The sequence below is a fragment of the Telluria sp. AIW5 genome (assembly GCF_056680575.1).
Genome location: NZ_CM155289.1, coordinates 2,808,611 through 2,829,736, shown reverse-complemented (window position 1 = coordinate 2,829,736; position 21,126 = coordinate 2,808,611). Strand labels below are relative to the sequence as shown.

Here is a 21,126-nt window from a genome sequence, read left to right as displayed (position 1 = left end):
GTTCTGCCGGCCGGAGCCGGCGATTGTTTGCTCGGTGCCGTTCGTGTTACGCAGCCAGTTTCGAATCGATGAGGCCCATCTCGGCCGACGACATCAGGCGGTCGATGTCGACCAGGATCAGCATGCGCTCGTCGACGGTGCCGAGGCCGATCAGGTAATCGGTGCTGAAGGCGCTGCCCATGTCCGGGGCCGGCTTGACCTGGTCCGGGGTGAGCGTGGTCACGTCCGAAACGCTGTCGACGACCATGCCCATCACGCGGCCGGCGATGTTCAGGATGATGACGACCGTGAACTGGTCATAGGTCGGGGTGCCGAGGTTGAACTTGATGCGCATGTCGACCACGGGGATGATGATGCCGCGCAGGTTGATCACGCCCTTGATGAATTCCGGTGCGTTGGCGATGCGGGTCACGGCTTCGTAGCCGCGGATTTCCTGCACCTTCAGGATGTCGATCCCGTATTCTTCCGAGCCGAGCGTGAACGCCAGGTATTCGTTGCCGGCGCCGTCGTGGCCCTGGGCCGTGGTTTGGGTGATGGACATTTGTTTTCCTTGTAGATATTCAGCTTATTGTTCAACTATGAGGCCGGCACGATGAGGCCAGCCTCAAGAGGCAAGCGCCTCGTCGGCCAGCTGGCGCAATGGGTTCGATGAGCGCACCAGCGCCGCCACGTCGAGGATCAGGGAGACGCCGCCGTCGCCGAGGATGGTGGCGCCGGAGATCCCGGCGACCTTGCGGTAATTCGCTTCCAGGTTCTTCACCACCACGTGTTGCTGTCCCACCAGGTCATCGATCAGCAGCGCCGCGCGCTTGCCTTCGGATTCCAGGATCACGACAATGCCCTCGCTCGGATCCTGCACGCGCGAAGCGATGCCGAACATGCCTTGCAGCGCGATCAAGGGCAGGTATTCGCCACGCACTTTCAGCACCCGGCCGCGGCCGGCGATCTCGCGCACGTCTTCACGGCGCGGTTGCAGCGACTCGACCACGTAGCCTAATGGAAGGATATAGATTTCCTCACCGCAACGTATAGTCATCCCGTCCAAAATAGCGAGTGTCAGCGGTAAAGAGATCGAAATCGTGGTGCCGAAGCCACGGGCCGAACGGATATCGACCGAGCCCCCCATCGCCGTGATGTTACGTTTGACAACATCCATGCCCACGCCGCGGCCCGACACATCGGTCACGACATCGGCCGTGGAAAAGCCCGGCGCGAAGATCAGTTGCCAGACCTCGCTGTCGCTCATCGCATCGGACACGGCCAGGCCGTTCTGCTTCGCTTTCGCGAGGATGCGCTCGCGGTTCAGGCCGGCGCCGTCGTCGGCCACTTCGATGACGATATTGCCGCCCTGGTGGCCGGCCGACAGGAACAGGCGCCCTGCTTCCGACTTGCCGGCGGCAAGCCGGGTGGCCGGCATTTCGATGCCGTGGTCGATGCTGTTGCGCACCAGGTGGGTCAGCGGGTCGACGATGCGCTCGATCAGGCCCTTGTCCAGTTCGGTCGCCGCGCCATGGGTGATGAAGTCGACCTTCTTGCCCAGCTTGCCGGCCAGGTCGCGCACCATGCGCGGGAAGCGCGAGAACACGAAGTCCATCGGCATCATGCGGATCGACATCACGGCTTCCTGCAGCTCGCGCGTATTGCGCGTCAGCTGGTTGACGGAAGACAGCAGGCGCTCGTGCACCATCGGGTCGAGGCCGCTTGATCGCTGCTCGAGCATGGCCTGCGTGATGACCAGTTCGCCGATCAGGTTGATGAGTTGGTCGACCTTCTCCACCGAGACGCGGATCGAGGACGACTCGGCGCCCTTCTCGTCTTTTTTGGCGGCCTTCTTTTCAATGGCGTCGACAAGCTCCTGCACCGCGGCGGCCTTGCCTGGCGCCGCCTCGATACCGGCCAGCGCGCGGATCTGTTCGATCGGCTGGAAGAAGCCGTAGCCGCGCTCGTCGTCGCTCAGCTCGGCTTGCGCTTGCGGCGCCTCGTCGGCCGGGTCGAAGAAGCCATAGCCCTGCTCGTCCTCGATGCGGGCGCGTTCGGCCGCTTCGATGGCGCGCTGTTCCGGCGTCAGGGGCGGCGCTTCGAAAATCCTGAGGTCGTCCGGGTCGAGCACGAAGGAGCAGATGGCGATGATGTCGTCCAGGCTTTCGTGGGTCGTGATGATCAGCGCGCTGCGCCCGCCATCCAAAGGCGTCACCGAGACGCGGCCCATCAGGCCCAGTTCGTCGACCAGCGCATTCACGTCGCGCTGCTCGACACTCGGCAGCTCGATCTTGTAGCGGTGCGCGCCCTCGCCCGTGTGCGCTTTCGGTTCCGCGTGCAGGAAGGATGGCGCGACCAGCGAGGCCGCCGGCACCAGGCCTTCGGACAAGTCGTGCAGCATCATGCGCACGTTGGCGACGTTGTCCTGGTCGACGTGGGCGCCGTTGCGGTGGCCGTCGAGCTGCATCTTGAGCGTGTCCTTGGCCGCCAGGAAGGCGTCCACGTGCTGGCTCGTCAGCGCCATCTCGCCCTTGCGGATGCGGTCGAGCAGCGACTCCAGTACGTGCGTCACCTCGCTCATGTCGGTGATGCCGAAGGTCGAGGCGCCGCCCTTCACGGAGTGCGCGGTGCGGAAGATGGCGTTCAGGTCTTCGCTGTCGGGGGCGGCCACGTCGACGCCCAGCAGCAGCCGTTCCATTTCGGCGAGCAGCTCTTCGGCTTCGTCGAAAAAGACCTGGTAAAACTGGCTGATGTCGATCGTCATGGTGAAATCCTGGGGAGCATCTCTTTAAAGCGGCGCTGCCTCATCGCTTCAGCCGATCACTTTCTTGACGACTTCGATCAGGCGTTGCGGGTCGAAGGGCTTGACCAGCCAGCCGTTGGCGCCGGCCGCGCGGCCCTTCGATTTCATTTCGTCCGAGGATTCCGTGGTCAGCATCAGGATCGGCACCTTCTGGTACTCGGGCAGGCCGCGCAGGTGCTTGATCAGCGCCAGGCCGTCCATGCGCGGCATGTTCTGGTCCGTCAGCACCAGGTCGACGACCTGGTTCTTCGCCTTGTCCAGGCCATCCTGGCCATCGACCGCTTCGACCACCTGGTAACCGGCCGCCTTCAGGCTGAACGCCACCATCTGGCGCAGCGAGCTCGAATCGTCGACCGCGAGAATTGTTTTAGCCATGTTGTGCTCCTGCTCTTTTCTTGGGTTTTGTAAGTGGCGGCGAATTTCCTGACACTGTCAGAAGAGTTCGATGTCGCCGCTTTCGAGATGCTGTTGTTCGACCGACTTGCGCAGCACGCTGCGCAGTTCGAGCGACTGGATCGCCAGCGCCATGCTGACCTTGCCCAGGCGCTCGACGATTTCGTCGCTGCCCGTGTCGGGGCGGATATCCGCACCGTGTTCGTCGAGCGTGCCGAGGAATTCGCGCAAGCCCGTCACGCGCTTCAGGGTACGCTCGATCAGCTGGCTCGTCATGTCCTGGAATTGCATGCTGGTGATCGCCGAGTTCACGTGGGTGCCGATTTCGCCCGACATCGCCGCCAGCTTTTCGCTGTCCTCAAGCGTTGGCGTGCCGCCCGCCAGCAGGCGGTCGATCGCTTCCTGGCGCGCGCCGACAGCGCTGTGGATCGCCATGAAGCTGCCGGTCAGCTTGTCGACCGCTTCCTCGAGCAGCAATTCGGTCTGCAGCAGGTCGGTCTCCACCTCGCTCAGGTGGCGCCGGCCGTGCGCCGACACACCGGACAACAGGCGTTTGACGTGCGAACCCAAAATCTTTTTTCTTGTCATTTGTTACTCCTGGCCCGGATCGAGGGCACTGCTTGCTTGCACTTACTTCGTCGCGGCAGCGACAGCCTCGGCCGCCGCCTTGCCGTCGTGGGACGGCACGTCGAGGGTGGCGGCGTCGCGCATGACGGCGTCTTCGGTGCGCTTGTTCATCACGATGATGCTGATGCGGCGGTTGATCGGGTTGAACGGGTCGGCGCGGTCGAGCGGCGCGGCGTCCGCCAGGCCCACCACGCGCAGGATCTTCCTGTCGGCCAGGCCGCCCACCACCAGCGCGCGCCGCGAGGCGTTGGCGCGGTCTGCCGAAAGTTCCCAGTTGCTGTAGCCGGCGTCGCTATAGTACGGGGTCGAATCCGTGTGGCCGGACAGGCCGATGCGGTTCGGCACATCGTTCAGTACCATCCCCAGCACGTGCAGGATGTCGCCCGTGTAGGGCTGCAGCGTGGCCTTGGCCAGCGCGAACATCGGGCGGTTCTGCTCGTCCACGATCTGGATGCGCAAGCCTTCGCTGGTGATGTCGAGCAGCAGCTGGTTCTGGTACTTCTTCAGCAATGGATTGGCTTCGATGACAGCCTCGATCTTCGCTTTCAGCGTTTTGAGGCGCTCGCCTTCGGCGCGTTCGAGCGCGGCCTTCGCATCGTTCAGGTCGTAGGTCTTCTTGTTGGTCTGCGTGTCGCCCTTCTTGACCTGGCCGCTGCGGCGCGTGAGGTCGGCGCCGCCGCCCTTGATGACGGAGGAGCTGTCGCCGGAGCCGGAGCCGCCCGACATCGCCACCTTCAGCGGATTCTTGAAGAATTCCGAGATGCCGTCGAGGTCGCCTTTGGAGGTCGAGCCGAGCAGCCACATCAGCAGGAAAAAGGCCATCATCGCCGTCACGAAGTCGGCATAGGCGATCTTCCAGGCGCCGCCATGGTGCCCGCCAGCGGTCTTCTTGATCCGCTTGACGATGATCGGGCGCATTCCTTCGTCGGCCATGCTCAGTTGCTCCCCTTATTTGCTCTTCGACTTCTTGATGTGCTCTTCCAGCTCGGCAAACGACGGGCGTTCGGTCGAGTACAGCACCTTGCGGCCGAATTCGACGGCCAGGGCCGGCGCATAGCCGTTCAGGCTGGCGAGCAGGGTCACCTTCACGCACTGGAACATCTTGCTCGACTCATCGAGCTTCTGTTCCAGCAGGCTCGCCAGCGGGCCGACAAAGCCGTAGGCCAGCAAGATGCCGAGGAAGGTACCGACCAGCGCTTTGGCGATCAGGATGCCCAGTTCCGCCGGCGGGATGCCGACCGATTCCATCGTGTGCACCACGCCCATGACGGCGGCGACGATACCGAAGGCCGGCAGGCCATCGCCGAGCTTGGCGATCACGTGGGCCGGCACCGCGCCTTCGTGGTGATGGGTCTCGATCTCGTTGTCCATCAGGTTTTCGATCTGGAAGGCGTCCATGTTCCCCGACACCATCAGGCGCAGGTAGTCGGCCATGAATTCGACGATATGGTGGTCGGCCAGCACCAGCGGATACTTCGAGAACAGCGGGCTCGCGTCCGGCGACTCGATATCGCCTTCGATCGACATCAGGCCTTCCTTGCGCACTTTCGAGAGCACGTCGAACAGGAGCGACATGAGCTCCATGTACATTTCGCGCGTGTACTGCGAACCCTTGAAGACGGTCGGCAGCGCCTTCATGGTCGCCTTGATCGCCTTGCTGTTGTTACCGACAAAGAATGCGCCGATGGCCGCGCCGCCGATCATGATCAGCTCGATCGGCTGCAGCAGCACGGCCGCGTGCCCGCCGGACCAGATGAAGCCGCCGAACACTGAAGCGCAGACAACGACGTAACCAATAATAACTAGCAAGAAGGGGCTCCAGAAGGCGGCCAGGCGTGTGCCTGAAGGTCCAGGATTCCGAGACAAAGTATCTCAGAAAAAATATTTACGTACGGAACTACTACAGCTGGAACAATAGCTTGAGAATGGCCTACGGGCAAGTAAAAAGGCCCGATTTGTGGTCTAAAAGTGCCATATGTAGAGAGTTCGACCAGTATCTTGAAGATAGAGAGAGACGCTCGGTGGCGCGTCCGGAATGGCGAATTCATAACTCATCAGCATGCTGCCGGGACGCATCTCGCGCCGCGCCTTCCGCCACAGTGCCGCCATCGCCGCCGACGACAGGTAGGCGAAGACCGCGTCGAAGTTGCTGAAGTCAAGTGACTCGTAGTCACCGCGGATGAACCGGGCCCGGCTGTTCGACAGGCGCGCGCGCAGCCAGCTGGCCAGCCAGGGCAGCGGCGCCAGCTCGATACCCGTGGTCGACGCGTCCGGCCGGCGCCGCGCCAGGTCGAGCACCAGGCCGCCAAGGCCGCTGCCGATATCGATGAAGGCCACCGGCCTGCCCTGCGGCAGCTGTTCTGCCACCGCTTTCCACGCCGTCTTGCCGGACGGGTAGTACGGCACCTGGGTGCGAAAGGTCGACCAGTACAGGACCAGCATGAACAGGAAGACGGCCAGGAACAGCCGGGGCGGCAGGTCGAGATCGTTCGCGCCGTACAGCGCCAGCGGGAACAGCAGGCAGATGACGATCCACCAGGGAGCCAGGCGCCAGCGCCAGGTCAGCACGGCGGCGAACACGCCCTGCAGGGCGGCGGCGAGCAGCCAGGACGGCTGCATGGCGGCGCGCGCCAGCAGGTAGACGGCGAGCAGCGTCAGGGGAAAGGCGGCAAGCTGGCAGAACAATGCGCGCACGGCGGGTGCGCGCAGGAGGTGGGGCGTCACGGCGGGGGCGTCACGGCGGGGGCGTCACGGCGGGAGCGTCACGGCGGGAGCGTCACGTCGTCAAGGCCAGGGCGCGGGCTCAGGCCGCGCCCGCGGCATCCTCGCGGGCGGCAGCGGCGGCATCGAGCGCGGCGGCATCTTTGGCTTTACGGGTCTTGCCGGCACGCGAAGGCATGTGGCACAGGCCGCACAGGTAGTCGCGGTTCAGGTCGAAGGTATTGACGACGAATTTACCCTTGCACCGGGTGCAGGGAGCCAGCGCCAGCATGTTGCCCTGGAAGAAACGCACCAGGGTCCAGGCGCGCGTGAGCGAGAGCAGCGGCTCTTCGCCTGGCGCGGCCGGCATTTGTTCGAGGTAAAGCTTGTAGGCTTTCATCACCGCCTGGACGCCGCTTGCACCGGCGTGTTCGACCAGGAAATTATAGATATTGATGAACAGCGAGGAGTGGATGTTCGGTTGCCAGGTCAGGAACCAGTCGGTCGAGAACGGCAGCATGCCTTTCGGCGGCGACATGCCCTTCAGTTCCTTGTACAGCTTGATGAGGCGCTCGCGGGACAGCGAGACTTCGCTCTCGAGCAGTTGCAGGCGGGCGCCCAGATTGATCAGCTCGATGGCAAGCTGTATTTCCTGCGCTTCAGATACGACGCTTTTTTTACTCATCCCACGGCTCCGGCTGGTGTCCCGGCTATCCTACACTATCAAACGGAGCTCAGCGGGATTTTACAATGTGTCCCAGCAGAAATTCTCTGCCCACTGGACGATTACGCAATCTCTTCCGCAGGCTGGCCGGCCATCAGGATGGCAGCGTGCGACTGCGCCAGGGCGCGGTCCTTGGTGTGGCTGGTGAGCATGGACAGGATGGCGGTGTCGTCGAAGCGGAAGCGGGCCAGCATCATGTTGCCGCCGGCGAGCTTCAGGATCTGGGCATTGCTCATGCCTTCGATCAGGTCGGCGATGTCGGCCGAGATGCCGAGACGGAAAATGGCGGTGACTTTGTCGGCACGGATCATCTGCTGGGCCAGCATCAGGTAGCTCAGGTTGGCGTCGCGAATTTCAGCCATCATGTCGTTTGCAGTCATTTTTATTCTCCATCTTCCGTTGAACCTGGCGTTGTGTGTTGCCAGTGAGATAGATTCTGACTGTAGAGAAACATTAGGGGAATCGGACGGACACTGTATTTTACGTCCGGTAAACGCGGTCGTGCCCGTAGGAGTTTGTCTGACAAACTCGGGCCGATGGGGGATGCGCTCCTATGAAAACTGGAGGCTGATGCGGTGCTTCAAAGTGCGCTGGCTCAACTCATTCGCAAGCGCGGCAATTCATTCATATGTTGGTTTACGTCAACCAAAACAGGAACTTTAGGGCGGATCCGAACTTTTTTTCCAATCCCTTTCTTGCCTGATGCACCTTTAACGGCAGCATCGCGAGGAACTTTAGGGTGATTTTCAAAATATTTTTGAATATTTTCAGTTCGCCTTTCGCCGCCTCTGAGTCCTTTACGGCAGCGGTATCGGGAACTTTAGGCTTGCGAGCAAAATAATTTGAAAAAAGATCAAAAAAGTCGCCGACTGGGGCTGCTCCCCGGAAAAGATAACAAAGCGTCATCCATTGACCGCCGCTGGGCGGCGTTTTCTTGCTACACTCGCCCCCAAACGGCGACCTGCATAGACATCTGTGCGCTTGCCCCATCGCATACCACCTCTTCTTCCGACTTTCCTTATATATGAGCGAACTTCCGATCACCCGCGCCGATTGCCTCGTGCGCGACGCCCGCGATCCGCTCGCGCCCCTGCGCGAACGCTTCGACCTGCCGGCCGGCCTCATCTACCTCGACGGCAATTCGCTCGGCGCCCGCCCACGTGCGGCGCTCGAGCGCGCGCAAGCCGTGGTGGCGCGCGAATGGGGCCGCGACCTGATCACGAGCTGGAACACGGCCGGCTGGTTCGACATGCCGAAGCGACTGGGCGAACGCCTCGGTCCGCTGATCGGCGCCGAGGCCGGTGAAGTCGCCGTCACCGATACCACCTCGCTGAACCTGTTCAAGGCGCTGGCCGCCGCCATCCATATCCAGGAAAAAGCGCAGGCCGAGGGGCCGCAGGCGGCGCGGCGCGTCATCGTCACCGAGCGCAGCAACTTCCCGACCGATATCTACATGGCCGAGGGCCTCGCCAAATGGCTGGCGCGCGGCTACCGCGTACGCCTGGTCGATTCCGTCGACGAACTGCCGGCGGCGATCGACGCAGACTGCGCCGTCGTCATGCTGACCCACGTGAACTACCGCACCGGCCATCAGCACGACATGGCAGCGCTCACGGGCCACGCGCACCAGCAGGGTGCCTTGATCGTCTGGGACCTCGCCCACTCCGCCGGCGCGGTGCCGGTCGACCTGAACGCCGCCGAAGCCGACTTCGCCGTCGGCTGCACCTATAAATACCTGAATGGCGGCCCGGGCTCGCCGGCCTTCATCTGGGTACCGCGCCGCCACCAGGAACAATTCTCGCATCCGCTCACCGGCTGGTGGAGCCATGCCAAACCCTTCGCGATGGCGCACGGTTTCTCCCCCGCCGACGGCATCGGGCGCGCCCTGTGCGGCACCCAGCCAGTGGTCTCGCTGGCGCTGGTCGAATGCGGGCTGGAGATATTCGAAGAAACCAGCATGGAAGCGATCCGCGCCAAGTCGCTCGCGCTCACCGACCTGTTCATCGAACTGGTCGAGACCAGCTGCGCGAATCACCCGCTGGGACTGGTGACGCCGCGCGAGCACGCCCGGCGCGGCAGCCACGTCAGCTTCACCCATCCGCACGGCTATGCGGTGATGGCGGCCCTGATCGCGCGCGGCGTGATCGGCGACTACCGCGAGCCGGAGATCATGCGCTTCGGCTTCACGCCGTTGTACACGCGTTATGTGGACGTGTGGGATGCGGTGGCGATCCTGAAGGACATCCTCGACCGCGAGGACTATGACGTCGCCGCCGAACGCGGCTCAGTGACGTGAAAGTGACCTGGAGCCCCCATGAACGATAAAGAGAACAAATCCGCCGCCTGGCACGGCGCGAAAATGGATTTCAAGGAGTCGATGAGCTATGGCGACTATCTTGGCCTGGACCAGATCCTCTCGGCCCAGCACCCGCTCTCGCCGAACCACAACGAGATGCTCTTCATCATCCAGCACCAGACCAGCGAACTCTGGGTCAAGCTGATGCTGCACGAACTGCACGCGGTGCGCGTCCACCTGCGCGCCGGCGAACTCGACCCGGCATTCAAGATGCTGGCGCGCGTGGCGCGCATCATGGACCAGCTGGTGCATGCCTGGGACGTGCTGGCGACGATGACGCCGTCCGAATACACGGCGATCCGGCCGTATCTCGGTGCCTCCTCCGGCTTCCAGTCGCACCAGTACCGCGAGCTCGAATTCATCCTCGGGAACAAGAACGCGGCCCTGCTGGCGGTGCACGAAAAGAATCCGCCGGCCCACGCCACGCTGGATGCCGCCCTGAATACGCCCTCGATCTACGACGAAGCGGTGGCGCTGCTGGCGCGCAGCGGTTTCACGATCGCGCCGGAGCGGCTGGCCCGTTCGCCCGCGGAAGCGACCGCGCGCGACGACTCGGTGCAGGCGGCCTGGCTCGCCGTCTACCAGGCCCCGGACAAGCACTGGGCTTTATATGAACTGGCCGAGAAGCTGGTCGACCTCGAGACGGCCTTCCGCTTCTGGCGCTTCCGCCACGTCACGACCGTCGAACGCATCATCGGCTTCAAGACCGGCACCGGCGGCACGGCGGGCGTCAGTTACCTGCGCAAGATGCTCGACGTGGTGCTGTTCCCGGAACTGTTCGCGCTGCGCACGGCTTTGTGAAAACGGCTTTGTGAACGGCGCGTCAATCGATCGGGGTAAAATGGGTTGATCGACAAGGAGGGTGCATGGATGGCGACGTACTGATTCTCTCGGGCTTGTGGAATTCGGGGCCGCAGCACTGGCAATCGCACTGGGAAGCGCGCCACCCCGGCTGGCGGCGGGTCGAACACCGCGACTGGAACAATCCGCAACGTGACGAATGGGTGGCCGAGCTCGACGTCGCCGTTGCCGCCTGTGCCGGCGCGCCGGTGCTGGTCGCGCACAGCCTGGGCTGCATGCTCGCCGCGCACTGGGCCGCCTCCGGTTCGCCGCTGCGCGCGGCCGGCGCCTTCCTGGTCGCGCCGAGCGATGTCGATGCCCCTTCCTACCCGATCGACCCGAACCGGTTCGCGCCGGTGCCGATGGCGCGCCTGCCGTTTCCGAGCCTGGTGCTCGCCAGCACGAACGATGAATTCGTCACGCGCGAGCGCGCGCTGGCCTTTGCCGAAGCCTGGGGTAGCCGCTATGTCGAGATCGGCCCCGCCGGCCACGTGAATGCGGACGCGGGTTATGGCGACTGGCCCGAGGGCGAGCGCCTGCTGCTCGAATTCCTCGACGGGCTGCGCGCCTAGCGGCGCCGGGCGGGCTGATCATCGCCGCTGCACAATCAGTCATGACCGCGCCGCCGTGACCATGGCAACCTCGTCTTCTCCCCTCGACCAAGCGTTTTCGCTCTACCTCGACTGCTGCCGCTTCCTGGCCGCGCTGCTGGTCGTCGCCAGCCATCTCGGGCCGTATGGCGTGATCGCACCCGGCGCCGGCCGCTGGTGGCTCGGCCTTGGACGCGAATCGGTCGTGGTGTTTTTCGTGCTGTCCGGCTTCGTGATCGCGTACACCACCGAACGCAAGAACGCGAGCCTGCGCGACTATTGCGTGGCGCGCTGCACCCGCATCTATTCGGTCGCCCTGCCCCTGCTGCTGCTGGGCTTTGCGCTCGCCGGCCTGCTCGTGCTCACCGGCCGGGCGCCTTACCCGGACTTCTACCAGCTCGGCAAACCCTGGCTCTACCTGCCGCTGCACCTGCTGTTCATGGGCGAACTCTGGACCATCTCCGAGCCCCCGCCGCTGCTCGCGCCTTATTGGTCACTCGGCTACGAGGTCTGGTATTACGTCCTGTTCGGCGCGGCCTTCTACCTGCGCGGCAGGCGCCGGCTGCTGGCGCTTGGCTCGCTGCTGCTGTTCGTCGGGCCGAAACTGTGGCTGCTGCTGCCGGTGTGGTACGCGGGCGTATGGACTTACCACTGGCAGAAGACGCACACGGTCGGTCGTGTGCCGGCGCTGTTTGGCTGGTGCGCGACGCTGGCGCTGCTGGTGTCCTTCAAGATCGGTGGACTGGACGCGGCCCTGCGTGCGCTGGCGCTGGCCACCTGGCCCTTCCCCGGCCTGCCCCTGAAAAGCGCGGACCGCTACCTTGCCGACTACGTGGTGTGCGCGCTGGTCGTGCTGAACTTCCTGTACGCGAAGGGCGCGGGTTTTTCTGCCCTGCTGCGAATCGCCATACCGGTGCGCTGGCTGGCTTCGTACACGTTTACGCTGTATCTCGTGCACGCGCTGGTGATGCGGGTATGGATGATCGCCTATCCGCACCGGCGTTCGGATGTCGGGGATGTGGCGATGCTGCTGGCGCTGATCGTGGCGGCGACCTGGGTGATCGGGCAGGTGACCGAACGTCGCAAGGGGTGGTTCGAGGCGATGTTTGTGCGTTTGGCAGCGCGCTTGCCGTTTGTGGATCGACCTGGCGGCGCGAAATTCATGCGGTGAACGCGTGGGCGTGCCTACCCTACGGTGCGCCTCTGCCAACGGCCCTGGCCTACCGTAGGGAGGGCATGCCCACGCGTAGGCACCGATGATGATTTACGGCCCCTCCATTGCGCGACAACGCATAAAAAACCGGACCCTCAGGTCGTATCGCTGCGTTCCGCCACATCTCTGATCAAGCGCCGGACCGGGTTATTCGCCGCCAACACACAGGCGTAAAAAAACCGGGCCCGCAGGCCCGGTTTTACATGAACGACTTTCCTTACTTCGCGTTCACCAGCAGCATCTCGTTCAAGCGCTTCACGAAGCTCGCCGGATCGGCCAGGCTGCCGCCCTCGGCCAGCATCGCCTGGTCGAACAGGATATGCGACCAGTCGGCAAAGCGCGGGCTGGTCGCATCCTCATACTTCAGGCGCGTCACCAGCGGGTGGTTCGGGTTGATCTCGAGGATGGGCTTCGATTCCGGCGCGTTCTGGCCGGCCGCCTTCAGCATGCGCACCAGGTTCGCCGACAGCTCGTGCTCGTCCGCCACCAGGCAGGCCGGCGAATCGGTCAGGCGGTGCGTGACGCGCACGTCCTTGGCCTTGTCGGCCAGCGCGCCCTTCATCTTCTCGACCAGGTCCTTGTACTGGGTCTCGGTCTCTTCGTGTTCCTTCTTCTCGGCTTCGTCTTCCAGCTTGCCGAGATCGAGGCCGCCCTTGGCCACCGAGGTCAGTTCCTTGCCCTCGAATTCGGTCAGGAAGGACAGCATCCACTCGTCGACGCGATCGGTCAGCAGCAGCACTTCGACGCCCTTCTTGCGGAAGATCTCCAGGTGAGGGCTGTTCTTCGCGGCGTTGAAGTTATCGGCCGTGACGTAATAAATCTTGTCCTGGCCTTCCTTCATGCGCGCCACGTAGTCCGCGAACGAGACGGTCTGTTCGTCCGACTCGTTCTGGGTCGAGGCAAAGCGCAGCAGCTTGGCGATGCGGTCCTTGTTGGTCGCGTCCTCGCCGATGCCCTCTTTCAGCACCTGGCCGAATTCCTTCCAGAAGGTGACGTACTTTTCCTTCGTTGCCGCTTCGTCGGCGTTCGCCAGTTCTTCCAGCATGCCCAGCACGCGCTTGGTCGAGCCTTCGCGGATGACCTTCACGTCGCGCGACTCCTGCAGGATCTCGCGCGAGACGTTCAGCGGCAGGTCCGCCGAATCGATCACGCCTTTAATGAAGCGCAGGTAGGTCGGCATCAGCTGTTCGGCGTCGTCCATGATGAAGACGCGCTTCACATACAGCTTGATCCCGCCGCGCTTGTTGCGGTCCCACAGGTCGAAGGGCGCGTGGCTCGGCACGTACAGCAGCTGGGTGTATTCGCTGCGGCCTTCCACGCGGTTGTGCGTGTGGGTCAGCGGCTCCTGGAAGTCGTGCGAGACGTGCTTGTAGAATTCGTCGTACTGCTCTTTCGTGATGTCCGCCTTGTTGCGGGCCCACAGCGCGCTGGCCTGGTTGACAGTCTCGAACTCGTCGCGCACGACGGTTTCTTTCTTCTCTTCGTCCCACTCTTCCTTCTGCATCAGGATCGGCAGCGAGATGTGGTCGGAGTACTTGCGGATGATCGATTTCAGCTTCCAGTTCGACAGCAGCTCTTCTTCGCCATCGCGCAGGTGCAGGATGACGTCGGTGCCGCGGCCGGCCTTCTCGATCGATTCGACGCTGTAGTCGCCTTCGCCGGTCGACTCCCAGCGCACGCCCTCGGCTGCCTCGGCGCCGGCGCGGCGGGTCTCGACCGTGATGCGGTCGGCGACGATGAAGCCCGAATAGAAGCCCACGCCGAACTGGCCGATCAGGGCCGCGTCGGCCTGCTGGTCGCCCGACAGGCGCGAGAAGAATTCCTTGGTGCCGGACTTGGCGATGGTGCCCAGGTGCGAGATCACTTCCTCGCGGCTCATGCCGATGCCGTTGTCGGAAATCGTGACCGTCTTCGCTGCCTTGTCGAAGTTGACCCTGATTTTCAGTTCATGGTCGTTGCCGTACAGGGCATCGTTGTTGATCGCTTCGAAGCGCAGCTTGTCGGCGGCGTCGGAGGCGTTCGAAATGAGTTCGCGCAGGAAGATTTCCTTGTTTGAATACAAGGAGTGAATCATCAGTTGCAGCAGCTGTTTGACTTCAGCTTGAAAGCCAAGGGTTTCTTTTTCGGCGTGCGCCATCTTGTTCCTCGTGATGTTGCGGGTTGAACGGATTGCAGGAATATTGGGATAGCGGCCGGCTTTTCAAGAGGCGTTCGCGCGCCCTGCGTGTCAGGTTTTTGCTGCGGGCAGCACCGACAGCGGCGAGGCCGGCCTGGCCAGCAGCCGGCGCGCGGCGACGTGCACCACCAGCGCGCAGCCGAGCGCCAGCGCAAAAGCGCTCCCGACGGCGCCCTCGCGCAACTGCATGGCCAGCGTGACGCAGAACACGGCGAAGCCGAAATAGCCGACCACCATGCCGCGCAGCAGGGCGACGGCACTGCCGCGGCCCGATCCGGCATGGGCGAAGCCGACCAGCACCGTGCTCATCACCGGGAACATGGCGAAAAAGCCGGACAGGCGCGCGCCCAGGTGGGCGGCGCCAGCAGTCACGGCCAGTACCAGTACGGCGGCGGCGAGCATGCGCCACGGCAGGTCGTTGCGGCGTGCGCCGGCCGTGCCGGGCGTCGCCGCCGGAAACAGGCGCCAGGTCAGCAGCAAGGCGCACCAGGCCAGCGCGAAGGCCAGTCCCAGCGGGACATGCGTCGCCTGCAGCACGGCGACGCTGCCGGCCCAGGCCAGCAGGGACAGCGCCATCGAGGCCGCCACGCCGAAGCGGCCGGAGGCCCAGGCATAGGCAAGGCTGAACACGAGGATGGCGACGACAGCCAGCAAGGTGCCCTCGGCGGCGCGGGAAGCGAAGGCGGCACCTTGTTCCAGGGTGAGGGCGAACAGGATCGGCCCGGCGACGATCGGAAACGCGGACAGCCAGCCGGCCACGCCGGGTCCCCAGCGGCGCCCTGCGAGGGTCACCAGCCAGATCAGCAGCGGCACGAGCGACAGTTTGAGCACAAGCACGGCATTCATTCTGATCGTCCCTTATCCAGCCGCACCGCGGCGATGCGGGATGATACCATCAGGAAATACTAAATGAACAAGACCTTGCACCATCCTGGTGCCGGCGCCGCGACCGGAGCGTGCCTTTCACCGCTTTCAAGCCGTACAATACCGGCTTCATCCACCGCATTGGAATTCCCATGTCCGTCTACGACAAACTCACCGAACTGAACATCACCCTGCAGCAGGCCGCCGCCCCGGCCGCCGCCTACGTCATGTACGTACAGACCGGCAACCTGGTCTTCATCTCGGGCCACATCGCCAAGAACGCGGACGGTTCGGTCAATAGCGGCCAGCTGGGCAAGGACAAGACCACCGCCGACGGCCAGGCTGCGGCGCGCGCAATCGCGATCGACCTGATGGGCACGCTGCAGGATGCCTGCGGCGGCGACCTGAACCGCGTCAAGCGCATCGTCAAGCTGATGAGCCTGGTGAACTCGACCCCGGACTTCACCGAGCAGCACCTGGTCACCAACGGCGCCTCGGAACTGTTCGGCGAAGTCTTCGGCGACGCCGGCAAGCATGCCCGTTCGGCCTTCGGCGTGGCGCAAATCCCGCGCGGCGCCTGCGTCGAGATCGAAATGATCGTCGAAGTGGCGTAAACGGCCCCGATCGATCCACGTAAAGCTCATGGGGCCGGGCTATCCGCCTGGCCTTGTCCGGGGCAGCCTACCCGGCACGCCCCATCATGGCCGGACGAATCCGGCGGTTCCTTCTAGCGAGACCAGCATGAAAATCGAAAATCCCAACCCCATCAACTGGCAGTTTTCGGAACGCGCGCAAGGGCTGCAAAGCTCCTTCATCCGCGAGATCCTCAAAATCACCCAGCGTCCCGAGATCATCTCCTTCGCCGGCGGCCTGCCCTCGCCCGCCACCTTCCCGGTCGAGCGCATGAAGGCGGCCTACGACAAGGTGCTGTCGGAGACCGGCAAGGTCGCCCTGCAATACGGCCCGACCGACGGCTACGCGCCGCTGCGCGAATGGATCGCGCATTCGCTGTCGACCGAAGGGACGAAAATCCTGCCCGAGCAGATTTTGATGGTGTCGGGTTCGCAGCAGGCGCTCGACCTGATCGGTAAAGTGCTGATCGACGAAGGCAGCCGCGTGCTGGTCGAAACCCCGAGCTACCTGGGCGCGCTGCAGGCCTTTTCGGTCTACCGCCCGGAATTCGCTTCGGTCGCCACCGACGACGACGGCCTGGTGCCGTCCTCGATCGAAGGTGTGGCCAAGGGTGCGCGCCTGCTGTATTCGCTGCCGAACTTCCAGAACCCGACCGGTCGCTCGCTGTCCGTGGCACGCCGCCATGAACTCGTCGAAACCTGCGCGCGCCTCGGCCTGCCGCTGATCGAGGACGATCCCTACGGCGCGCTGTCCTACTCGGGCGAGCCGATGCCGAAGATGGTGGCGATGAACCCGGACGGCGTCATCTACATGGGTTCGTTCTCGAAAGTGCTCACGCCCGGCATCCGCCTCGGCTACGTCTGCGCTCCGCTGCCGCTGGTGCGCCGCCTCGAGCTGGCCAAGCAGGCCGCCGACCTGCATACCGCGCAGCTGACGCAAATGGTGGTGCATGAAGTGATCAAGGATGGCTTCCTCGACGAGCACATCCCGACCATCCGCACGCTCTACGGCCAGCAGTGCCAGGCGATGCTCGATGCGATGGCCGAGCACTTCCCCGCGAGCGTCAGCTGGACCAAGCCGGAAGGCGGCATGTTCATCTGGGTCACCCTGCCGAAGAACATCGACGCCATGAAGCTGCTCGACACGGCCATCGCCTCGCGCGTGGCTTTCGTGCCGGGCGCGCCCTTCTATGCCAACGAAGGCGAGACCAACACGCTGCGGCTGTCGTTTGTCACCGTGCCGCCGGAGCGCATCCGCGAAGGCATCGCGATTCTCGGCAAGTTGATCGCGGCGCTGCTGTAAGCCGCGGCGCGGCGCCGGGCCGGGGTTCCCGGCCGGCGCACGCGCCTGCACGCAATGACAATGTTGCCACAATGAAATACTGGCAGTTACAAGGGGGACTGCACCGCGCGGTTGCCGCATTGCAACAATAAAAACTAGCCGTTAGGCAACAAAAGTTACCCTTGGGGTCGACATCGGGGTATGATTTTGAACGAAATCAAACCCGTCACCGCGACAACCGCAATGTCCACGCAATGTCAAACCTAGCCCCCGCATCCGCCGCGACGACGCGCCAGGCCGCCATCCTGATCGTCGACGATGCACCCGCCCAGCTGGGACTGATGCGCTCGATGATGCTGCAGCAGGGCTACCAGACTTTTGTCGCGAACAGCGGCGAGCGGGCGCTCGCGATTGCCCAGCGCGCCCAGCCGGACCTGATCCTGCTCGACATCGTCCTGCCCGGCATGGACGGCATGGAAGTGTGCCGGCGCCTGAAGGCGCATCCGTCGACCTGCAACATCCCCGTCATCTTCATAAGCGCCCTGAGCGCGACCGAGGACATCGTCGCCGCCTTCGACATCGGCGCCTCCGACTACATCCCCAAGCCGCTGCGCCTGGCCGAGGTCTGCGCGCGCGTGCGCGCCCAGCTGCAATTCCGCCGCACCAGCCTGTCGCAGCAACAGCAGGCCGAGCGCCTGCGCCTGATCGTCGACAGCATGGACGAGGGCCTGATGGTCATCGAACCGTCCGGGCGCATCCAGTACACGAATCCCGCCTGCGACCGTTACCTCGGCTACGCGCCGGGCGAACTGGCCGGCTGCGCGCTCGACAGCCTGCTGGCGCCCTCGGTGGCCCAGGAATACCTCGACCTGTTCGGCCAGAGCGTGGCGGCCGGGTCCGCGCCCCAGTGCCGCGGCGCGCGCGAAGTCCTGATCCGCCAGCGCGACGGCATCCTGCGCGCGATGGACTTCACGCTCACGCCGATGCAGGCCGAGCAGCCGCTGTTCATCGCCCTGCTGCATGACATCACCCACCACAAGCAGTCGGAAAACGCGCTGCAGCGCGCGGCCATGGTCGACCCGCTGACCAAGATCGCGAACCGGCGCCACTTCGACACCTTCCTCGACAAGGAATGGCAGCGCGCGATCCGATCCAGCCAGCCGCTGTCCCTGATCGTGCTCGACGTCGACCACTTCAAGGGCTATAACGACAGCCTCGGCCACGCGGCCGGCGACAGCTGCCTGCAACAGGTGGCGATGGCGCTGCAGTCGCACGCGCTGCGCGCCGCGGATATCGCCGCGCGCTATGGCGGCGAGGAATTCGTGCTGCTGTTCGGCGAGACCGGCTTCGACGCCGCCTGCCTGCTGGCCGAAGCGATCCGCAGCCACATCGAGGCGCTGAACATCCCGAATCCCCGTTCCGCGACCTCGCCCTGGGTCACCGTCAGCCTGGGCGTGGCGACCGTCGTGCCGACCCAGCTCGACGACATCAAGGATTTCTTCGTGCAGGCCGACCGCGCCATGTACGCGGTCAAGGAAGCGGGCCGCAACGGCGTGCGCGCCGTGCAGACGGGGGCGGCCTTCGACACGATCGCCGCTGCCTTCAGTGCCTGACGCGCACTGACAAGACCTCCCCGCCTGGCGCGCCGCCGCCCCATCACACCAGCAGCGGCGTTTGCGCATCCGCCAGGAAGTCCGCCACGCCGGCCGCCAGGGCCAGCATCTGGCCGACCAGCGGGCGCGAATCGCCGCGCCGCCATTGGAAGGAATAGGTGAGCGGGGTCAGCGTGACCTCGGCCTCGAGCGTGCATAGGAGGCCCTGGCGCACCAGCTTTCTCGCCCAGCCCTCGGGCAGGATGCCGACCCCGACCGACGCGATCAGCATGCCGGCGATCGCCCCCCAGTTATTGCAACTGATGCGCTCGACCGCGGCAATCCGATGCGCCAGCAGCCAGTCGTCGATCAGGCGGGTGGTCCCCGCGGAGCGCGGCAGGGCAATGATCGGCTGGCTGTCGGCGAGCATCGCCGGCAAGTCCGGGTACCTGCTTGCGACGGCCGGCGCCGCCACCCATACGAACTGGGCCTGTGTGATCGGCTGGGACAGCACGGTCTGACGCGATGAGCGGCCGGCCACGATCGCGAAATCGAGTTCGCCGTTGTCCACCCGTGTTTCCAGCACCGCGCCGACGTCGACATAGGGCTCCAGCACCAGCCTCGGGTTTTCGGCGCGGACCTGCGCGATGAAGCGGGGCAGCCAGGTCAGGGCGCTCAGTTCGCCCACGCCGAAGGCGCAGCGGCCGACCAGGCCCGCGTCCGGTGCGAAATCATTGCGGATGGCGGCAGCGGCGTCGAGCAGGTCCAGCGCCCGCGGCAGCAAGCCCTGCCCGGCTTCGGTCAGGGTGGCGCGGTGGCCGCTGCGATCGAACAGGGCGCCCCCCAGCGATTCCTCGAGTTCGGCAATCCGCTTCGACAGCGATGACACCGACAGGTGCAGGCGCTCCGCCGCAATGGCGAAGTTGGCGCAGGTCGCGGCCCAGTAAAAAGCTTCCAGTTGTTTCAAGGTCATGCCGAGTATCTTGTTTCGTTTAGTGAAACAAGTTTATCTTAAATTATTCGCTTTTAATTGAAGTGCCGAAGATTAAGATGCTCATCTCAACTCCACCGTACGACTGCGCGGTTCCAGCGGCAGATTGGGGTGTTCCAGAGAGTTTTGAATGAGCAAGAGGTTTGCATGAACAAGAAACGGTATGCCGTCATCGGCGGCGGCATCAACGGATTATCGGTCGCCCGGCAATTGTTGCTCGACGATCCGGGCGTGTCGGTGACGGTATTTGAAAAGGAAGCGGCGGTGGCGCAGCACCAGTCGAGCCATAACTCGGGTGTCGTGCATGCCGGCCTGTACTACGAACCCGGAGGGCTGAAGGCGCGCCTGTGCCGGCGCGGCGTGGAGCTGGTCAGGAACTACTGCCTGGAAAACGCCATTCCCTACGACGAGTGCGGCAAGGTGGTCGTGGCGCTGAACGAGGAAGAGTTGCCGCGCCTGGACGCCATCTACAAGAAATCGCTGGCCAACGGCGTGCCCGGCATGCGCCTGGTCGATGCCGGCGAACTGCGCGAGATCGAACCCAACTGCGTCGGCATCCGGGCGCTGCATTCGCCACACACCGCGATTGTCAGCTACGGGCAGATTGCGCGCCATATCGCCCAGGAGATCGAGCAAAAAGGCGGCAGCATTCGCCTGAACGCACCGGTGTCGCGGCTGATCGAGCGCGGCCACCAGATCCACGTCGAACTCGAGAGCGGCGAAGTGCATCCTCAGCATTTCGACTACGCGATCGCCTGCTCCGGCTTGCAGTCGGACCGGCTGGCGGTGCGTTCGGGCGACGAAGCGACCCCGAAGATCGTGCCTTTCTTCGGCCAGTACTACGTCATCGACGAAGCGTTCAAGTCGCACGTCAAGGGCCTGATCTATCCGGTGCCGGACCCGCGGTTTCCCTTCCTTGGCGTGCATTTCACCAAGCGCATCGATGGCCAGATGACCATTGGGCCGAACGCCTTCATTTCGCTGGGCCGGGAAAACTACGACGGGCGCCGCCCCAGCCTGCGCGACGTTGCCGACTTCCTGACCTACCCCGGCTTCTGGAAATTCGCTTCGCGCAACGTCCCGGCCACGCTGCGCGAACTGAAAACGGTCCTGAGCGAATCGGTGTTCGTGCGCGAGGCCGCCAGATATGTGCCGACGCTGGCCGATGTGGCGGTGAGCCCGGCGACGCGCGGCATCCGCGCGCAAGCCATGCAGGACGACGGCGCGCTGGTGGACGATTTCGTCATCCGCCGCCAGGGCAATATCACGCACATCCGGAATGCGCCTTCGCCGGGTGCGACGTCCTCGATGGCCATTGCCGAGTACATCGTACGCGAAGTGCTTCCCAAACAATAGGCAACCGG

At 64.1% G+C, this 21,126-nt stretch carries 21 protein-coding genes; 8 read left to right on the top strand and 13 right to left on the bottom strand.

Features of this window, described 5'->3' with window-relative positions; all coding sequences use genetic code 11:
• Positions 1–46 precede the first annotated feature (46 nt).
• The 10 genes from AC1MEM_RS12470 to AC1MEM_RS12425 form a co-directional block, all read right to left on the bottom strand.
• The gene (locus AC1MEM_RS12470) at positions 47–541 is read right to left on the bottom strand and encodes a chemotaxis protein CheW (RefSeq protein ID WP_499470806.1); all 495 of its coding nucleotides are present in this window, start codon (positions 539–541) and stop codon (positions 47–49) included.
• A 63-nt stretch (positions 542–604) separates the two neighbouring features.
• Positions 605–2,743 carry a chemotaxis protein CheA gene (gene cheA, locus AC1MEM_RS12465; protein ID WP_499470804.1) on the bottom strand — a complete coding sequence of 713 codons (2,139 nt, stop codon included), beginning with the start codon at positions 2,741–2,743 and terminating at the stop codon, positions 605–607.
• A 48-nt stretch (positions 2,744–2,791) separates the two neighbouring features.
• The gene (locus AC1MEM_RS12460) at positions 2,792–3,157 is read right to left on the bottom strand and encodes a response regulator (protein ID WP_499470802.1); all 366 of its coding nucleotides are present in this window, start codon (positions 3,155–3,157) and stop codon (positions 2,792–2,794) included.
• A 57-nt stretch (positions 3,158–3,214) separates the two neighbouring features.
• A complete protein-coding gene (locus AC1MEM_RS12455; RefSeq protein WP_499470800.1) occupies positions 3,215–3,763 on the bottom strand; it encodes a chemotaxis protein in 549 nt (182 codons plus the stop codon).
• Between the two features lie 42 nt (positions 3,764–3,805).
• Positions 3,806–4,735 carry a flagellar motor protein MotB gene (gene motB, locus AC1MEM_RS12450; protein WP_499470798.1) on the bottom strand — a complete coding sequence of 310 codons (930 nt, stop codon included), beginning with the start codon at positions 4,733–4,735 and terminating at the stop codon, positions 3,806–3,808.
• A gap of 15 nt (positions 4,736–4,750) precedes the next feature.
• Positions 4,751–5,611 (bottom strand): flagellar motor stator protein MotA, encoded by an 861-nt coding sequence (motA, locus tag AC1MEM_RS12445; RefSeq protein ID WP_499470797.1) that lies wholly within the window; start codon positions 5,609–5,611, stop codon positions 4,751–4,753.
• Between the two features lie 153 nt (positions 5,612–5,764).
• Positions 5,765–6,526, bottom strand: a complete 762-nt coding sequence (locus AC1MEM_RS12440; RefSeq protein ID WP_499470795.1) for a class I SAM-dependent methyltransferase — start codon at positions 6,524–6,526, stop codon at positions 5,765–5,767.
• Positions 6,527–6,605: 79 nt separating this feature from the next.
• A complete protein-coding gene (gene flhC / locus AC1MEM_RS12435) occupies positions 6,606–7,187 on the bottom strand; it encodes a flagellar transcriptional regulator FlhC (RefSeq protein ID WP_499470793.1) in 582 nt (193 codons plus the stop codon).
• Between the two features lie 101 nt (positions 7,188–7,288).
• Positions 7,289–7,606, bottom strand: coding sequence for a flagellar transcriptional regulator FlhD (gene flhD, locus AC1MEM_RS12430; RefSeq protein WP_229437064.1), 318 nt, complete (start codon positions 7,604–7,606; stop codon positions 7,289–7,291).
• A 256-nt stretch (positions 7,607–7,862) separates the two neighbouring features.
• Positions 7,863–8,216, bottom strand: coding sequence for a hypothetical protein (locus AC1MEM_RS12425; protein ID WP_499470791.1), 354 nt, complete (start codon positions 8,214–8,216; stop codon positions 7,863–7,865).
• 34 nt (positions 8,217–8,250) lie between these two features.
• Here AC1MEM_RS12425 and kynU point away from each other — a divergent pair, with 34 nt between their 5' ends.
• The 4 genes from kynU to AC1MEM_RS12405 all read left to right on the top strand — a co-directional run bounded on the left by kynU (position 8,251) and on the right by AC1MEM_RS12405 (position 12,183).
• A complete protein-coding gene (gene kynU / locus AC1MEM_RS12420) occupies positions 8,251–9,522 on the top strand; it encodes a kynureninase (protein ID WP_499470789.1) in 1,272 nt (423 codons plus the stop codon).
• Between the two features lie 18 nt (positions 9,523–9,540).
• Complete coding sequence (gene kynA, locus AC1MEM_RS12415; RefSeq protein ID WP_499470787.1) at positions 9,541–10,383, top strand: tryptophan 2,3-dioxygenase; 843 nt, start codon at positions 9,541–9,543, stop codon at positions 10,381–10,383.
• Positions 10,384–10,448: 65 nt separating this feature from the next.
• Positions 10,449–10,994 (top strand): RBBP9/YdeN family alpha/beta hydrolase, encoded by a 546-nt coding sequence (locus tag AC1MEM_RS12410; protein ID WP_499470785.1) that lies wholly within the window; start codon positions 10,449–10,451, stop codon positions 10,992–10,994.
• A gap of 61 nt (positions 10,995–11,055) precedes the next feature.
• Positions 11,056–12,183, top strand: coding sequence for an acyltransferase family protein (locus AC1MEM_RS12405; RefSeq protein WP_499470783.1), 1,128 nt, complete (start codon positions 11,056–11,058; stop codon positions 12,181–12,183).
• A gap of 259 nt (positions 12,184–12,442) precedes the next feature.
• Here AC1MEM_RS12405 and htpG read toward each other — a convergent pair whose 3' ends face one another.
• Both htpG and AC1MEM_RS12395 read right to left on the bottom strand, forming a co-directional pair.
• Positions 12,443–14,362, bottom strand: a complete 1,920-nt coding sequence (gene htpG, locus AC1MEM_RS12400; RefSeq protein ID WP_499470781.1) for a molecular chaperone HtpG — start codon at positions 14,360–14,362, stop codon at positions 12,443–12,445.
• A 90-nt stretch (positions 14,363–14,452) separates the two neighbouring features.
• The gene (locus AC1MEM_RS12395) at positions 14,453–15,247 is read right to left on the bottom strand and encodes a hypothetical protein (protein WP_499470779.1); all 795 of its coding nucleotides are present in this window, start codon (positions 15,245–15,247) and stop codon (positions 14,453–14,455) included.
• 170 nt (positions 15,248–15,417) lie between these two features.
• Between AC1MEM_RS12395 and AC1MEM_RS12390 the strand changes: the two genes are divergently transcribed.
• From AC1MEM_RS12390 to AC1MEM_RS12380, 3 genes are all read left to right on the top strand, one after another.
• A complete protein-coding gene (locus AC1MEM_RS12390; RefSeq protein WP_499470778.1) occupies positions 15,418–15,879 on the top strand; it encodes a RidA family protein in 462 nt (153 codons plus the stop codon).
• 127 nt (positions 15,880–16,006) lie between these two features.
• Positions 16,007–17,200 carry an aminotransferase-like domain-containing protein gene (locus AC1MEM_RS12385; RefSeq protein WP_499470776.1) on the top strand — a complete coding sequence of 398 codons (1,194 nt, stop codon included), beginning with the start codon at positions 16,007–16,009 and terminating at the stop codon, positions 17,198–17,200.
• 233 nt (positions 17,201–17,433) lie between these two features.
• Positions 17,434–18,792, top strand: a complete 1,359-nt coding sequence (locus AC1MEM_RS12380; RefSeq protein ID WP_499470775.1) for a diguanylate cyclase — start codon at positions 17,434–17,436, stop codon at positions 18,790–18,792.
• Positions 18,793–18,835: 43 nt separating this feature from the next.
• Here the strand turns inward: AC1MEM_RS12380 and AC1MEM_RS12375 are convergent, their stop codons facing one another.
• Entirely contained in the window at positions 18,836–19,744 is a 909-nt protein-coding gene (locus AC1MEM_RS12375; protein ID WP_499470774.1) for a LysR family transcriptional regulator, read from the bottom strand.
• A gap of 165 nt (positions 19,745–19,909) precedes the next feature.
• Here AC1MEM_RS12375 and lhgO point away from each other — a divergent pair, with 165 nt between their 5' ends.
• Positions 19,910–21,118 carry an L-2-hydroxyglutarate oxidase gene (lhgO, locus tag AC1MEM_RS12370; protein WP_499470772.1) on the top strand — a complete coding sequence of 403 codons (1,209 nt, stop codon included), beginning with the start codon at positions 19,910–19,912 and terminating at the stop codon, positions 21,116–21,118.
• Positions 21,119–21,126: the final 8 nt, after the last annotated feature.